Below are 14141 nucleotides of genomic sequence, written 5' to 3' on the forward strand. Positions count from 1 at the left end.
ATGGGTACGGAGGAATTTTTTTATGGTCGAGAAACGTTTAGGAATTCTATATATCTGGAATAAATTATTGGATCATCTAGGTCTCGTGACACGAATTAATGACCGTTTAGGTTATCAGCTGTGGGAGAACTGGACCTACGGAGAGTTTGCCAAGCTGTGGATTCTGCATAGTGTAATGAAATGCGAAGGCTCCTTTTCTACTTTTCTTGAGGAATATGGTGTGGTTGAGCTATTAGGCAAAGAAGAGTGGGATTTTGAAATGGAGTTGATCGAACAGCTTCTTCGGCCTCAATGGCCTTTAATCTATAAACTGGTTGCGGCTTCTATTCAAGATAAGTCGGATACGGAGGCCTCCTGGCATGAATGGTACCGGATATCATCCCGAAGGAGTCTCGTGATGCACAGCAAGCAGGGATATCCCTTAAGTATAGGAGGGGCAGAACGGCCTGCTATGACCTATATGGTCGTTCGTGGGGAAAAGGCGATAGAAAAAGCTTTCTCTCAGTCGACTCCGTTTATCGGGTATGGTTCCTTGCCGAAGTCAGAGTGGATAGAGCGTGAGCAGCTCAGTCAGCCCTTGCACTTTGTATTGACGAGAAAAAAGGTAGAGTACATAGAAGAAAAGAATAATGAGCGGCGTACGATATATGTTTCGGAACATGAGATCAACACCATTCCGACGGACTTAGAACAGAGGTTAGAGGAACTTAAGAAGAGAGCAGGGGAATGGCCGTATGTACAGGGACTTTATTGGCTAGATCGAGAATTGAAGATGTTGGACCCCAAGTGGTCTGCGTTCTTAAGGAATGTGAAAGTCTGGACAACGCGAACGCAAGGAAGGGCGGTATTACATTGGAAGATCCGAGAGGATCGAGGGTATCTTAAACCCGTTTACAAAATGATGGTAACCAATCTTCCAGAAGAGGACTCTCCGACTCCTGAGCTTATAGATTTCTTGGAAATAAGACAGAGATGGAAGGGAAGTAACTGGCTGAACAAGCTAAAGAACCCTCTTGAAAACGACGATAGGCCGGACACCTATCTAGCGGTTATCAGTTGGGCTCTAGAGCATTACCTATTATTTAGGATAAGTCAAGCTGGCCTTTCTGAACAGGTAATCTCCGATGATTCGATAGCTCGGATCAGATGGAGGGAACAGGAGGTCTACATCCCAGGCCAAGCCAGTCGGATGATGACTAGGATTTTTCCTGAAGACTAGCTAGCTATGCAGGATATGTTCGATCTGTTTAATGCGCACGCGAACAAGCAGCTCCCTTTGGAATAAGGAGATCAGTTCTTCATTTTCAAGAGTTTTGAACTGATCCATATGTATGTTTTTAAGTTCGCTTTCCAAGGCAGGAATGCTGTTAATGTGCAGAATTTCCTCGATCGTCATGACTAACAATCCCCTTTTGCATGTTGATATATATGTTATGTATTCACCCAGACTACTTCTACATTTTCAGTGGTTTTCCTTCTGGTAAATCCTGAAATGAGGGTTTCTCTATGGCTAGAGAAACCCTCTTGTAAGTTTTAGATGGATTGACTTTTAGTTGTTTGAGATCTTTCCTCAAGCATGGTCCATACCTTTGCGGTTACGGCTGTCACAAGGATAGCTAGAATAACGCGGATGAGCAATAAAGGGAGAACATTAATTCCAAGCGGAACAAAGATTAAGGTGTCTTCAATAACCGCGTGACAGATAACGAGAAAGATAGAAACGAGATATAAGTCCTTTTTAGAAAGGTTATCTTCTTTCGCTGCTTGGATAATCACCCCTGCCCCAAAGGCAATACCGAATACAATCCCCGCCATTAACGTGACCCCTGTTTTTTCCGTTGCTCCAATTAAGCGAGTAAAGGGCATGAGTCCTTTTGCTAGGTAAGGAAGAGCTTTAATATCCTTAAGGAGTTGTATTGCAATCATCAGCGGGATGATAATCACAGCCATCTGAAGAATGCCAAGAATAGAAGTTTGTATGCCATGAATAAGGATTTCTCCCCACCCATCTAGTATTTTCTCGGGAGGGGCAACCATAGCATATTGAGCTTTTTCTTGTCCTCCTTGCCACACGAGATGGATCATCCAAGCGGAGAGAAGGGCAAGCCCCATCCGAATGGCAGCCATCACCCACCCTTTAACCCCAATTTGACGAATAATAGCTGTTTCTACAAGGAGCCCGTGAGAAAAGCTTAGCATAACGGACAAGATAAAGACTTCTTTTACCGTCAGCTCCATGGTCAGCATAGCCCCGATCGCGGCGTAAATGTTTAATAAATTACCAAGGGCTAGTACAATGGCAGCATCCCCAGGCAAACCAAGCCAAGCCATAATCGGGGTAAAAAGAGCAACCATCCAATCAATGACAGGCGTGTACTTCAGAAGGGTAACGATCAGGGTGATCGGAAAAATGATTTTTCCCAGTTTCCAGGTCGTTTCCATTCCATCCCAAAATCCTGTTTTCCAAGTGTTGGTGGTAATCATGTCAGTCCTTCTTTCTTTTTGTTATCATAAAACCTAGAGTGGGACATACCTTAGTAATAAAGGGGGGGATGTCCATGAAGCAAGTTTATATCATTAAGCGTTCAAGAGTTTTAATCACCTTATTAGTACTATGTGGACTCATTGGGGGTTATTACGTATTCCAACACTACGGAACATCTATGGCCGCTTCTAGTGGAGGAAGTGGAGCTAAAAAAGAGTTTACTATAATCACCACAGAATTCAAGGCAAAGATGGACGATGGAAAAACGATTGAAGTCTATAGATGGGACCCAGGAGTTCTATTTGTTGAAAAAGGAGACCATGTCACATTAAAATTTTATGGCGTGCATGGCGCCTTTCATCCGTTTGAAATTAAAGGCTTAGATATTAAAGGGGAAGTGAAGAAGGGCCGCGAAACGGAGGTGTCCTTTATAGCGGATAAAGAAGGCACTTTTGAGATTGTATGCACCTCCCATTCGGACCATTCGCAAAATGGGCCGATGGTTGGTTATATTATTGTGGATTAACGATTAAGAAGGGTGTCCCCAAAAGGGTCACCCTCTTCTATGTTGATGCCTCCTCCGTGGCAGGATGGGCAGAGCCCGACGCATGAGGCTGTTCATCTAGACAGGGCAGCACGAGGTAACGAAAATACAGATAGCCGAGCACTAAAACAGCGCCTGATAAAATAAAAGGCAAGGTATAATCCTTTTGCAAGAGGATATAGCCGCTTACGAGTGACATGGCAGTCGCCGCTAGGCTTCTACCTAAGGATCGCAAGCCGGAGAAAATACTTCGTTCATGGTCAGGGGTAGCTTGCATCATCTGGCCTTCGAGCAGATTCGTTAGGGCGGTGAATGCCCCGCTGCGAAACAGAAACAACGTGATAAAAACAGACATAGGAAGGATCATACCTAAAATAAAGGACGGCACCACCGTAGAGAAGAAGATCATGGCAGCTGTTTTTCGAAGACCCCATCTCTCAAGAATATACGGAGAAAAGAGGGAACTAATAAATAAAACAAGTCCGTTTAGGGTAAGGATGAGTGCGATTTGGTCGTCAGCCATACTTAACCGATATTTCAAGATAATGTTAAAGAAAGGGGTAAGCAAAGCAAAAGCAGCGCCTAAAAAGATCGAGAAGCCTGTAAAGATGAAGACGGAGCGCTGCGGAATCCATTTTCTTTCCTTTAATTCCCCGGTTTCTCGTTTTCTCGGTTCTTCTTTAGGCAGAAGAAGGCGAAAGACAAATACGAAAAAGATGATACCGCCTGTGAGAAGAAGGGGGACCTGGTAGATCGTGTTGCCATAGCCGAAGTATCGGGGCAGCCACCCGCCTGCATAAGTACCTATGCCTACAAATAAGGTAAACACGGCAAAAACCATACTATACGATAGGGTTTCTTGCTGTTTGGATTGGCAGTAAGTGAAGAGAAGAGAAAATTCAGAAGCAATCAGCAAAGCTAAGCCAAAGGAGTATATCCCGTATGCGAAGTAAAAGTGCATCAAGTTAGATCCCAATGAAACCCCTGAGCTTCCCGCCGCTATGAGAAGTACCCCGCATAAAAGTGTTCGTTTTCTTCCCCACTGGTCAATAAAGTAGCTAATCGAAATGGAGCCCAACCCCATGATGAGTGTTCCCAAGGCCGTAATTTTACCAATTTCACTTTCATTGACGTGAAGCGCTAATAGATGCAGGTTAAAAAGCAACCCAAAAATGCCCTGGCCGATTCCTAAAAAAGATTCGCTAAATAGAAATAACCGAACACTAGACGGCAGGGAACCTATTTGTTTGAAATAGTAGAGCAAGGGTGAACCTCCATTATTTGTTTACAAATCGCTTTTTTAACATGAAGCCTAATCCAGGTGTCATGATGGCTCCAAATAAACAAAGCAAGATGCCCAAAAGGCTGCGTTCGGCAATAAAAATGCCAATGCCTGCCAAGAATGATGCGGATATCAAGGCTAATGCTAGAGAAACTTTTTGCCAGCTGTTCATGTTTTTCACCTCATTTCGCTTTATATCATATCTCAATTTACAAAAAATCACCAGCAAACCTATGAAAAAGGCTACTGGTGATTCTTCAACGTTTGCTCGATCTTCTTCCCAATCTCTAAGGCAAGAGCCTCGAGAGAGGTATAATCAGATTCGTCAAAGGCAATTGCTGCCCTGCTGGTTACGGTAACCCTTCCTAGCACCTCTTCACACGAGCTTGTAATAGGAATCTGTAAGATGGCTTTTCGGGCAATGGATTCGGAGATAAAGTCGCCTGATGAGGCTTTCATGACATATTCATTGGAATTGTCTAGAAGGTAGAGGCCGACCCATTCGAAGTGTGCCACTTGCGTGTGCAATCTATGTACAATGTGGTGATAGGTTGGATGGTCGAGCTCCGCAACCTGATGGACAGCCGCTATCAACTCCAGTGTTACGATATCGGCGGCCATAGACATGAGTGAAACTCCTCCGTTCATCCTTTTTTCATATCTCTGATTTTATCAGATAAGCGCGTAAAAAGATCGTAGTAAGTTCAGGAAACACAGGAAACACGGTGTAGGGATTTGGCGTACAATAAAATAAGATACAGATTGGAATAATAGGGTAAAGTTCAACCATCCAGCTAGGAGGAATCCTGACATGGAAACCGTATTAAAAAATATGTTCCTGGCTTTATCAAAGAATCAGGCTTTAAATCGCATGGCGAAAAGGTGGGGATTAAAGTTTGGGGCGCATCGTGTCGTGGCAGGTGAGACCATCGAAGATGCGATTGTTAAAGTAAGGGAACTTAACCAGCAAGGACTTCTATGTACGTTAGATCATCTAGGAGAATTCGTTTTTCAGGAGCACGAAGCGAATGAAGCGGCTGACTATTGTATAAAAACGCTTGAAGCTATTGACGCAGCAGGAGTAAATTGCAATCTATCGCTCAAGATGACCCAGCTTGGTCTCGATATCAGTAAGGAATTGTGCATGGCTAATATGCAGCGGATCTTGGAAGTCGCAGAAAAGTATGGTAACTTTGTTAGGATTGATATGGAAGATTATGCACACAATGAGATCACACTAGAGATCCTAAGCGAGCTAAGAACAAGATATCAGAACGTAGGAACCGTCATACAAGCTTATTTGTATAAAAGTGAAGAGGATGTAAGGAAACTAGGCGAACAGCATATTAATCTGCGGCTGGTTAAAGGGGCCTATAAGGAATCCGAAGACGTCGCTTTCCCCGATAAAGGGGATGTCGATGAGAACTTCAAAAAGCTAATTGGGCTTCATTTAGAAAGCGGCTCGTATACGGCTGTGGCCACGCACGATGACGCCATTATCAATTATACCAAGCAGTTAGCAGAAGAAAAAGGGTATTCGCCTAAGCAATTCGAATTTCAGATGTTATACGGGATTCGTACGACTACCCAGCTTGAGCTTGTAAAAGAAGGTTATAGGATGAGGGTATATGTCCCTTACGGAAACGATTGGTATGGTTACTTCATGAGAAGGTTGGCCGAGCGCCCAGCCAACGTAGCGTTTGTCCTGAAGGGATTATTCAGAAGATAACGGGCGGTTCCAACAGCTTAGCTGTTGGGATCTTTATTTTGCAACTTACATTTGGCTTAAAGGAATGGTAGAAGGATGGACATGAAGTTAGGACAAGTCATCATGGTTACAATCAAGCGGCTAGGGATCAATGGAGAAGGGGTAGGCTACTTCAAGAAGAAGGTCGTTTTTATCGATGGAGCACTGCCAGGAGAAGTCGTGGTTGCGGAAATTAAAAGGATTGAGAAGAACTTAGCTTATGCGGACCTGATTCGGGTAAAGGAGAAGTCTCCTCACAGAGTAAAGCCTGCGTGTCCTGTTTACAAAGAATGCGGAGGATGTCAGCTGCAGCATATGAGCTACGAGGGACAGCTGGATTCCAAAAGGGAATTAGTGGTAGAAGCCTTTAGCCGTTATCTCACAAGTGCTAGACCGCCGGAAATTCGCCATACCATTGGGATGGAACATCCATGGAGCTACCGTAACAAAGCGCAGTTGCAGGTGGGTTACGCCAATGGAAAAGTAGTTACTGGTCTCTATGCCGCTGGTACTCATCAGCTTATTGATATTTCAGATTGTCCTATCCAGCATCCGAAAACGAATGAAATGATTCAAACAACAAGAGATGTATTAAACCAGCTGGGCATTCCCATATACAATGAGCGCAAGCGAAGTGGGGTAGTCCGAACGGTTGTCGCTCGGGTAGGCTTCGAAACTGAAGGAACGCAGCTGACGATCGTGACAGCGGTAAAAGAAATTCCAAAGATCAAGGAATTAATCTTGGAGCTTCGACACCGGATGCCTTTTTTACAAAGCATTATGCAAAACATTAATGATAAGAAAACCTCTCTTATATTCGGAGATCAAACAAACCTGTTATGGGGATCAGGAACGATTGATGAGCGTTTAGGAGAGGTCCAATTCTCCCTTTCACCGAGAGCCTTTTTCCAGTTGAATCCTGAGCAAACCATTAAGCTTTATAATGCGGTAAAAGAAGCATCAGCTTTAACGGGAAAAGAATTGTTGGTTGATGCTTATTGTGGGGTAGGAACAATTGGACTATGGCTTGCACCAGACGCCAAGGAAGTAAGGGGAATTGAAGTCATTCCAGAAGCGGTAGAAGATGCGAACCGTAACGCGCAGCTGAGCGGAATTCGGAATGCTCGATTTTATACGGGTAAGGCCGAGCAGCTGCTCCCACAGTGGGTAAAACAGGGACTAAGGCCGGACGTCGTCGTTGTGGATCCACCTAGAACCGGATGCGACGAGCAACTGCTAAAAACACTTCTGTCTGTCAAACCGAAGCGAATCGTTTATGTATCCTGCAATCCCTCAACCTTAGCGAAAGACTGTAATCTATTAGCCAAACAATATGATATTCACTGGGTGCAGCCGGTGGATATGTTCCCGCAAACGGCTCATGTGGAGTCGGTCACCTTGATGACGTTAAAAACCTAAATTAGTCTGCACATGATGAATGCCTATGTCTTGTACTTAAGTTACGCATACAATGAGGTATGCGTAGTTGAAGGGGGGAAGGCTTAATGGGTGCAGTTGGTTATGGCAGTACCGCCTACATTTTGGTACTCTATGTCTTGCTTGTTATCGTAATTAGCGTTCCTTTTTACTAATATCAGTATGTTTTACGGTAGGGAGCATGGGGAACCATGCTCCTTTTAAAGTTGGGCATTATCTACAAGAGAGTTACCATATAGGTATAAATTGGTTTTTGGAGATATACTAATATAGATATTACATAGAAGAAAAAAGGAGATCCAATGACAAATAATACAGGATGGAACTTTGATAACAGCTATGCTCGGCTGCCAGAAAAGTTTTTTTTGAGCCAGAATCCAACTCCAGTCCGCTCACCCAAACTCATCATATTCAATCATTCGTTGGCATCATCGCTTGGGTTAAACGCAGAGGCATTGCAAACTGAAGAGGGTGTAGCCGTATTCGCAGGCAATTGGATACCTGAATCCTCTATGCCACTTGCCCAGGCCTATGCAGGGCATCAGTTTGGGCATTTTACCATGTTAGGAGACGGACGAGCTATCCTTCTAGGTGAACAGATGACCCCAACGGGTGAACGCTTTGATATTCAGTTAAAAGGTCCCGGCAGAACCCCCTATTCTCGTGGAGGGGATGGTCGAGCGGCAGTGGGGCCGATGTTGCGAGAATATATCATCAGCGAAGCGATGCATGCGCTAGGAATTCCGACTACTCGTAGTCTAGCAGTGGTGTCAACTGGTGAAACCGTTTATCGTGAAACGGAGCTACCCGGTGCGATTCTGACTCGTGTCGCCGCTAGTCACTTACGAGTTGGAACTTTTCAATATGCCGCTAACTGGGGGACAGTGGAGGAACTCCGTAGGCTGGCTGATTATGCGATTCAACGGCACTATCCAGGCATTCCCGAAGGGGAAAATCGATACTTGTCCTTTCTTGAGGAAGTCATGAAGCGTCAGGCAGCGTTGATAGCCAAGTGGCAATTGGTTGGTTTTATTCATGGCGTTATGAACACAGATAACATGACGATAAGTGGCGAAACCATTGATTATGGTCCTTGTGCTTTTATGGATGCCTATGACCCTGCAACGGTGTTCAGTTCAATTGATCGGCAAGGTCGCTATGCTTATGGCAATCAGCCGCCTATCGGCGGGTGGAACCTGGCCAGATTAGCTGAGTCCCTGTTGCCGTTATTGCACGAAAACGAGGAGAAAGCTGTGGAACTTGCCCAAGATAAGATTTCTGGATATCCGAAGTTGTTTCATGCTCATTGGCTTAAAGGCATGAGAGCCAAGATCGGGATATTTAACGAAGAGGAAAAGGATGAATCCCTTATCGAGGAACTTCTCAATATGATGCAGAAGCACCGTGCAGACTTTACGAATACGTTCCGTTCGTTAACCATGGAAAAGCCAGAGGATACCGTACTTTCTGGCAGTACCGAATTTACAGCGTGGTATGGGGCGTGGCAGGAGCGACTAGGCCGTCAGCCGGAATCAAAAGACTCTTCTCTGGAGTTGATGCGAAGTTCTAATCCCATGGTCATCCCTCGAAACCATAAGGTAGAAGAGGCGTTAGAAGCAGCAGGGGAACGAGAAGACTACAGTGTGATGGAGAGGTTGCTTAAGGTGCTTGCTACTCCTTACGAGTACCTGCCAGAACAGGTGGATTATTGCACGCTGCCTGATTCGTCAGGGCGTCCGTATCGAACTTTTTGCGGTACCTAGGTATAAAAGATGGTCCTGCAGGCCACACTAGTAATCCTAACTCGTAAAGTTTCTCCTCCACAACTATCCTCAGCTGGTCGCTGAGGAATTTTTTTTGCGGATTTCTTTGATTTAGTTTTTCTAAGCAAGATCCCTAAGTAAAACGCCCATAACTATGCATGTAGTCACGAACCCCCCAGGCCAGGAGGGCAAGCCCTTTTAGCCACCGTCTCCAATGAAAATCCCTTTTGTCCGCGGTTTGGTCCCAAGTTTTTTCGAGAAATGAAGTGATTTGGGTCTACTTTTTAGAAGTGCAATCTAAACTTCGGTTTAGAGCCTTTCATTCCAAGCTGATTTTAAGTAATTCCGCTTTTATTTTTCGTCTATACCCTTTTTTGGCCCCGAACACTCTCGCTCGTGGGCTGATGCTCACAAAATTTTTGATTTGCTCACGGAAAAGTGGCGTTTGCTCACGAGTTGGTATCGTTTGTTCACATACCTGTAACCATTCCAGCTAATCTAGGAGGTTTGGTCACGATACACGGTTAGTTGCTCCCGAACCCGTAATGGATACAAGTAAGATGGAGTCACTTGCTTTACTTTTTCTCGGGAAGCGATTGGGCATCCCGGATCACCCTGTGATCAAGCACAACTTTAATGCCGGGGATTTTCATGTAAACCGGTAATGATTCCAAGAAGTTGGAGCACCTGAGGTACCGCAAGCCGCGAATCGTGCCCTGAACTTGGGAGATCGCTCGTTTGAGGTACCGCAAGGCAACGGTTCGTGTCCTGAACCAGAGGGATCGCTCGTTTGAGGTACCGCAAGCCCGCGGTTCGTGCACTGAACCTGGGAGATTGCTCGTTTGAGGTACCGCAAGCCCGCGGTTCGTGCACTGAACCTGGGAGATTGCTCGTTTGAGGTACCGCAAGGCGGCGAATCGTGCCCTGAACCTGGGGGTTCGCTCGTTTGAGGTACCGCAAGCCCGCGGTTCGTGCACTGAACCTGGGAGATTGCTCGTTTGAGGTACCGCAAGCCCGCGGTTCGTGCACTGAACTTGGGGGTTCGCTCGGACTGCCCATTTACTTACTCGACTCATACAAATTTCCTTCTATTCTGCTAATCATTCCAAATAAAAAAGTATGGGCCCCGCCTTAATGGCCCATACTTTTCTCATTACACCTTAAATTGTCCCACAAGCTTCTGAAGATCTTGAGCAATTTCTGTCATGGATTGAGTGGAAGATACAATTTCATCCATGAGCTTGTGCGATTCTTCGGCAACATCATGTACTTTGCTCGTCTCATCTGTTGCAGACTCCGCTACGTTAACAATGGTTTGAATGGAATGAAGCACATCCTCAGTTCCTGCAACCATCTGTTCGGTTGCTGCTGAAACTTCTGTTATCTGCTTGGTGACAACTTCGATCGCTTCGTGAATCTGCTGGAAGGAATCGCTGGCTTGTTTTGCAGCGGTTAATCCTTCTTGTACGTCGGTTGTTCCTTTTACCATAAAATCAGCTACTTTAGCGGTTTCTGCTTGAATTTCCTTGATCATTTCAGAGATCTGTTGCGCGGCTTGTGCCGATTCGGAGGCTAGCTTGCGAACTTCGTCAGCCACAACGGCAAATCCTCGACCATGCTCCGCGGCTCTTGCTGCTTCGATTGCAGCATTGAGGGAAAGCAGGTTGGTTTGATTGGCAATGCCTGTTATTACTTCAACGATCTTACCGATCGATTGAGAGCGTTCTCCGAGCTTCCTCATGAGGTCGGCGGATTGGATTACTGTAGAGGTAACGGTTTCGATACGTTCCATGGATCGACCGATGGTTTGGTTCCCTTCTTGAGCCAATTGGGTAGCATATTTAGCTGTTGCTGCCACTTCTTGACTATTGGCAGAGATTTGTTGTACACCTGCTGACATTTGGTTCATGGAGACAGAGGTTTCTGTAATACTTTGAACTTGGGTGTCAGCTCCAGCAGCGATCTGTTTTACTGCTGTTGCAATCTGTACGCTTGCTTGGCTGGTATGTAGAGCTCTTTGGGTAAGTTCACTTGACGTTTCCGTTACGAGTCTTGAACGTTGAAGAACCTCTTGAATGATGTTTCGAATACTATCTAACATCGAGTTGAATTCCGAAGCTAATTGTCCGACTTCATCCTTGGTGTTGATATTTAATCGCTGAGTCAAGTCACCACCTGCCTGTGACATTTCTTGGAGTCGGCCTTTAATTTGATTGATCGGTCCTACGATCGTGCGACTAACCAGGGTGCCAAACAGAATCGAAAGAAGAATGCCCCCAAGAACCATCGCGATGGTCATAGTCTGTGATTGAGCATACGCCTGCTCTGCTTGAGTATATAACTCTTTCGATTTTTGACTTTGAATTTCAACAAGTGCATTAATCGTGTCCTCTAACGCTTTTTTCTGAGTGGAAGAACCATTTAACCTCATTACTAATGCGTTCGGATCATCGCCCACGGCAATTTCAATGGACTGCATTGTATTGGATTCGTAGGCCACTATAAGAGTTTTAAGACTGCTAAGGAGGTTTTCTTCTTCCCTTGTAAGGCTAAGCTGGCTATAGGCTTCAATGCTAGCTTTGGCAACCTCAAGATTAGCTCCGATAGATTCTCGCAGAGATTCCGCCGTTTTGCGAATGGTAGTGGCATTCATTAGGATGAGGGTGTTCTCTGAAATTGCTTTACTTACTTCTAACAAATGAACAACTGGGGTAAATCTTTCTTCATACATGGAACGAAGCTGGGAGTTTAAATGAGATAACTGTTTAAGACCGAGAAACCCAACGCTTCCCATAATAAAACAGATTAAGCTAAAAACGATAAATAATTTCCGAGAAATACGCAAGTTATAAAGCCACTTCATTCCTTTACCCTCCGGTTTGTCAAAGTTTAATCATGGGGAATCCAAGCAATGGACATGTCACCAATTTGGTCGATATTGATAGGAATGCTAAATTCATAAGCGAGCTGATAAAAGCTTGATTCTTCTGTCATGAGAGTAGGAGGAGTGATATCAATAGAAAAGCCTTTTTGAAAAATATGAGAAGAGAAGTTGCCAGCTATCATGTTTCCAAGCTCTCCAGTAAAAGATTCGAGCATGGCCCCTTCTAATGGCATTCCAAAAAGATTTTGTCCGAGCTGGCCAAAGGTCTCAGAGGTCCCTTTAACTAGCAGTTTACCTCGTATATCTCCGGTAATGCCTACAAGAACTCCCCATTCGGTTGAAGGGATTGAAGGGAAGGAAGATACAGGGGGTTGCAGCGATAAGGGGAAAGGAATGACGGCCGGGACCACTTGGATGAGGGTATTAGCAATTTCGGCATGTTTTCCAACGATAGTCATAGCAGTTCACTCTTTTCATTTGAAATTTTTTGAAATAAAAAGACTATTCTTAATAAAGAATAGCCGTCAGCACAAAGTTTCTAATTGTGGCTTATCGGCAACCTGGCAATCATAGCTTCTAGAGCTTTAGATCCATGGCTTTGCGTCCCTATCTTTCGAATAGGTTTGCCTTGGTCGAATTTTGTAAAAATAGCAAGATAAGTAGTTATATTTTACCTGCATTGTCCGCAAAATTCAATAAAATAATGAAAAGACTATACCTAAAGAACTATGTCTTTGGGTATAGTCTTGACTGGAACTAGTGCCTCACGCGTCGGGCAAAATTTATTCCTCTTTTTTTTATTTCTTTTTGGAGTTGGGGAATCATTCGGGTGCCGGCTTTCATTTCAGTTTGACATAGAGGGCATTCAGGTGAATTCTCTAAGGAGAAATTTTTTCTCATCCATCCTTTGCATTCCTGGGATTCACAGTTCCACACTTCGGTTGGTACGGCATTAGGTTCTGAAGCGGGAGTTGGTATCGTCTCGGTTACCGATGGCTGCTGAGTATGTTCCGGCATGAAAAGATTCACCCTCTCTAAAATTAAAATAAAAGGAACACCCATATTATCTCCGTTCTTGACGAATTAATAATTGAACGTTACTTGAACAATGTTGAACTGACCTTTAATAAGTAACGTGATCCTGTTAGAATGGAACTAATAACGTATTAGGAAAGAGATAGGAGAGAGTTCGGTGTTAAAGCAAGTAAGGCAATGGTTGTTTCCCAAAAGACAGGGTCAAGCAAAAATAAAAACAGAGCAAGATCTTCTGGTTAAACTAGCTGATGTTCTTCCTTCTCATATCAGAAATGAGGATGTCGTCTTTTTTTGTATAGGAACAAACCAAATTAGCGGGGATTGTTTTGGACCCTTGGTTGGATCTTACTTGAAGAGTAACGGTTATACCAATGTAATGGGTACTATCCAAGATCCGATCGATGCCAAAAACATTCATGAACGTATACAGGAAATTCCGAAGGATAAACTTGTTATCGCCATCGACGCTGCACTAGGGACGTTTTCTTTTGTAGAAACCTTTTCCATCTCTTCGGGTACCCTTCATCCCGGGTCAGGAATTGGGAAAACCCTCCCGCCTGTTGGGGATGTAGGCATTGTCGCTGTAGTGAATCTTAAAGATTGGAAAAGTGACAGTCTCGTTCTTACGCAGACCTCACTTTCAACGGTAATCCCGATGGTGATCACTTTATCCTCAGCACTCATGAAGTATCTACCTTGTGCAAGTGGAAAGACAGTGAACTTATTTGAAGAAGATATGGAAGTAAGGGCTTATTTAAAAAGGCTAAAAGGGGAGTATTATTCTCCCTTGTTAAACTAACCCGTTCCCATACATGATCAAGCTTTTGGAGTCATATGATATATGACAATCAAAAGCTTTTTCTTTTTCTAAAGATGTAGTAATGTGTCTTATTTCCAGGGGAATTGTCGATATTGCTCGGAAGTCATACTATCCACATTTTTCTGTGGATAACTTGTGGATAAT

General features: G+C 44.3%; 15 protein-coding genes and 1 riboswitch. Of the genes, 6 read left to right on the forward strand and 9 right to left on the reverse strand.

What is annotated here, in order from left to right; all coding sequences use genetic code 11:
• Positions 1-22: 22 nt before the first annotated feature.
• Complete coding sequence (locus tag EIZ58_RS06415; RefSeq protein ID WP_134699761.1) at positions 23-1219, forward strand: hypothetical protein; 1197 nt, start codon at positions 23-25, stop codon at positions 1217-1219.
• Here EIZ58_RS06415 and EIZ58_RS33165 read toward each other — a convergent pair whose 3' ends face one another.
• Together EIZ58_RS33165 and EIZ58_RS06420 are read right to left on the reverse strand one after the other, a co-directional pair.
• Positions 1220-1396, reverse strand: a complete 177-nt coding sequence (locus EIZ58_RS33165) for a hypothetical protein (protein WP_167577538.1) — start codon at positions 1394-1396, stop codon at positions 1220-1222.
• Positions 1397-1533: 137 nt separating this feature from the next.
• Positions 1534-2484 carry a nucleoside recognition domain-containing protein gene (locus EIZ58_RS06420; RefSeq protein ID WP_134699762.1) on the reverse strand — a complete coding sequence of 317 codons (951 nt, stop codon included), beginning with the start codon at positions 2482-2484 and terminating at the stop codon, positions 1534-1536.
• 74 nt (positions 2485-2558) lie between these two features.
• Between EIZ58_RS06420 and EIZ58_RS06425 the strand changes: the two genes are divergently transcribed.
• Entirely contained in the window at positions 2559-3011 is a 453-nt protein-coding gene (locus EIZ58_RS06425) for a cupredoxin domain-containing protein (RefSeq protein ID WP_167577539.1), read from the forward strand.
• Positions 3012-3048: 37 nt separating this feature from the next.
• On the opposite strand, the gene EIZ58_RS06430 is transcribed toward EIZ58_RS06425, so the two are convergent.
• The 3 genes from EIZ58_RS06430 to EIZ58_RS06435 form a co-directional block, all read right to left on the reverse strand.
• Positions 3049-4293, reverse strand: coding sequence for an MFS transporter (locus EIZ58_RS06430; protein WP_134699765.1), 1245 nt, complete (start codon positions 4291-4293; stop codon positions 3049-3051).
• A gap of 13 nt (positions 4294-4306) precedes the next feature.
• Positions 4307-4483, reverse strand: a complete 177-nt coding sequence (locus tag EIZ58_RS33170) for a DUF5325 family protein (protein ID WP_167577540.1) — start codon at positions 4481-4483, stop codon at positions 4307-4309.
• Positions 4484-4554: 71 nt separating this feature from the next.
• On the reverse strand, positions 4555-4938 hold the full coding sequence (locus tag EIZ58_RS06435) for a hypothetical protein (RefSeq protein WP_134699767.1): 384 nt from the start codon (positions 4936-4938) through the stop codon (positions 4555-4557).
• A gap of 184 nt (positions 4939-5122) precedes the next feature.
• On the opposite strand from EIZ58_RS06435, the gene EIZ58_RS06440 reads away from it, so the two are divergent.
• The 3 genes from EIZ58_RS06440 to EIZ58_RS06450 all read left to right on the forward strand — a co-directional run bounded on the left by EIZ58_RS06440 (position 5123) and on the right by EIZ58_RS06450 (position 9258).
• Positions 5123-6040, forward strand: a complete 918-nt coding sequence (locus EIZ58_RS06440) for a proline dehydrogenase family protein (protein ID WP_134699769.1) — start codon at positions 5123-5125, stop codon at positions 6038-6040.
• Positions 6041-6121: 81 nt separating this feature from the next.
• Positions 6122-7477: a 23S rRNA (uracil(1939)-C(5))-methyltransferase RlmD gene (gene rlmD, locus EIZ58_RS06445; protein ID WP_240688978.1), complete on the forward strand. Its 1356-nt coding sequence runs from the start codon at positions 6122-6124 to the stop codon at positions 7475-7477.
• A 320-nt stretch (positions 7478-7797) separates the two neighbouring features.
• Positions 7798-9258 carry a protein adenylyltransferase SelO gene (locus tag EIZ58_RS06450; protein ID WP_134699773.1) on the forward strand — a complete coding sequence of 487 codons (1461 nt, stop codon included), beginning with the start codon at positions 7798-7800 and terminating at the stop codon, positions 9256-9258.
• A gap of 575 nt (positions 9259-9833) precedes the next feature.
• Here EIZ58_RS06450 and EIZ58_RS33175 read toward each other — a convergent pair.
• From EIZ58_RS33175 to EIZ58_RS06465, 4 genes are all read right to left on the reverse strand, one after another.
• Positions 9834-10334: a hypothetical protein gene (locus EIZ58_RS33175; RefSeq protein ID WP_167577541.1), complete on the reverse strand. Its 501-nt coding sequence runs from the start codon at positions 10332-10334 to the stop codon at positions 9834-9836.
• 77 nt (positions 10335-10411) lie between these two features.
• Positions 10412-12121, reverse strand: a complete 1710-nt coding sequence (locus tag EIZ58_RS06455; protein WP_134699774.1) for a methyl-accepting chemotaxis protein — start codon at positions 12119-12121, stop codon at positions 10412-10414.
• Positions 12122-12147: 26 nt separating this feature from the next.
• Positions 12148-12600: a chemotaxis protein CheX gene (locus tag EIZ58_RS06460; protein WP_134699776.1), complete on the reverse strand. Its 453-nt coding sequence runs from the start codon at positions 12598-12600 to the stop codon at positions 12148-12150.
• A 93-nt stretch (positions 12601-12693) separates the two neighbouring features.
• A riboswitch (cyclic di-GMP riboswitch) is annotated at positions 12694-12780 on the reverse strand.
• A 118-nt stretch (positions 12781-12898) separates the two neighbouring features.
• On the reverse strand, positions 12899-13204 hold the full coding sequence (locus EIZ58_RS06465) for a cold-inducible protein YdjO-related protein (protein ID WP_370297633.1): 306 nt from the start codon (positions 13202-13204) through the stop codon (positions 12899-12901).
• 130 nt (positions 13205-13334) lie between these two features.
• Here EIZ58_RS06465 and yyaC point away from each other — a divergent pair, with 130 nt between their 5' ends.
• Entirely contained in the window at positions 13335-13976 is a 642-nt protein-coding gene (gene yyaC / locus EIZ58_RS06470) for a spore protease YyaC (protein WP_167577542.1), read from the forward strand.
• Positions 13977-14141 lie beyond the last annotated feature (165 nt).

This window comes from Ammoniphilus sp. YIM 78166 (genome assembly GCF_004522215.1).
Classification (GTDB): Bacteria; Bacillota; Bacilli; order Aneurinibacillales; family RAOX-1; genus YIM-78166.